Annotated in this window: 2 protein-coding genes; both read left to right on the top strand. The window is 47.8% G+C overall.

Annotated elements, in window-relative coordinates; translation table 11 throughout:
- Positions 1 to 62 precede the first annotated feature (62 nt).
- Positions 63 to 1,082, top strand: a complete 1,020-nt coding sequence (locus GC101_RS26155; RefSeq protein WP_171719705.1) for a transposase — start codon at positions 63 to 65, stop codon at positions 1,080 to 1,082.
- 56 nt (positions 1,083 to 1,138) lie between these two features.
- The coding region (locus GC101_RS26160) for a hypothetical protein (RefSeq protein WP_171719706.1) at positions 1,139 to 1,660 on the top strand (522 nt) is incomplete at its 3' end.

Here is a 1,660-nt window from a genome sequence, read left to right on the forward strand (position 1 = left end):
TATCTCTCTAACTATCCTGAAATCGGGTAATAACAGGTAAGACCTAACTTGGAGGAATCATCATGAAACCACAAAAGAGAGGCTTACCTAAAAATCGAATTGTTCCCGAACGAAAAATGTATTTTCGCCCGGAAGTCACTCATTGCCCAGATTGTGGAACCAAGCTCAAGCGGCATCACAACGCTTCGAATAAAATTGTAGCGACGCTCGAAGGCATTATTGAAGTCTGGAATATGGCTTACCATTGCCCAGATCCGGTCTGTGGTAAGCCCAAACGGTATTTCCGTTCGGTTCAGGCAGATGCCTTGTGTCTCAAACACACCTCGTATGCCTACGATGTACTGGCTCTTGTCGGCGAGATGCGGTTTAAGCAGCATATGACCGTGACCGAAATCTCAAAAGCCCTAAAGGAGCGAGGCATCCCCACCTCAGAGCGTCACGCTATGCGTCTCTACGAATGGTATCTGACCTTGCTTCGCGCCTCTCTGACCGCTGACGTTAAAGAACAATTAGAGGACGTGGTGAAGGAATATAATGGCCTTCTTCTCTCCATGGACGGTGTCCAACCAGAGAAAGGAAATGAAACACTGTATGTGGTTCGCGAAGGGTTTAGCGGTCGAATTTTAGCGGCAAAGAATTTAAAAAGCGGCTCTAAAACCGAGCTCATGGCTCTTTTGAGACCTGTCAAAGACCTTGGATTTCCGGTCATTGGTCTGGTCAGCGATGGTCAACAATCCCTTCGACTCGCGATGGGAGAAACCTGGCCGAATACGCCGTACCAATACTGCCAATACCACTATCTAAAAGATATTGCCAAGCCTGTTGTTGACCTGGACCGCAAACTCAAAACAGGACTCAAAAAAAGCTTGCGAGGTCTGAGGGAAATTGAAAAACAGGTTGAAGATGACGATTCAATTGAAAGCGAAGTGACACGGGATTACTTAGCCGCGACTCGCTCCCTTCTGCTTGAGGATGGTAATCCCCCGCTGGATTTGCCAGGGATTCAGATTTACGAGAAAGCCAGTGCCGTGAAGGCTTCACTCGAAAAGAGTGTAGCTAAAAAAGGGGGGCCGTCCTCCTGAAAAAGGTGCTGCTACTGTTTCGCAAACTACCCGAATTCACTTCGAAGTACCAAGCGGTGAAACGTTGGCAGATTCCGATTCAGGAGACTGCACGGTTACTTTCTCCTGCAAAGATAAGTGCTGACCAGCGCAGTGAGACGGTACGCTTTGAAATGGAGTGCCTGCTGTCCTGGATGCAAAAGACCTATACCCGGAAGGAAGATTCCTTGCTTGTCTCTAACTTCCAAAGCTATACCCGAGGCTTTTGGAAAGGGCTTTTCACCTGCTATGATGCGCCTTGGGTTCCTCGCACGAACAATGACCATGAACGTTTCTTTCGACAAACGAAAACAAAACACCGGCGAACGACGGGACGCCGCAGTTGGAACGAACATATTCTCCGCTGCGGTGAGTTTGTAGTGTTCGTTGATGATGCGTTAAACCAGCAGAATTTGGTTTCACGGCTGCAACAAGTTTCGTATGAGGCTTTTAACCAAGAACGTCGTCGCTGGACAAAACGACTAGACGAAACTACGAAACGCAGACGTTTTCGTCGAGACCCATTGGCCTACCTTAAACAGATTGAAAACAAATTATGT

Origin of the sequence: Paenibacillus phytohabitans, assembly GCF_013141775.1 — a bacterium.
GTDB lineage: Bacteria > Bacillota > Bacilli > Paenibacillales > Paenibacillaceae > Paenibacillus_AQ > Paenibacillus_AQ phytohabitans.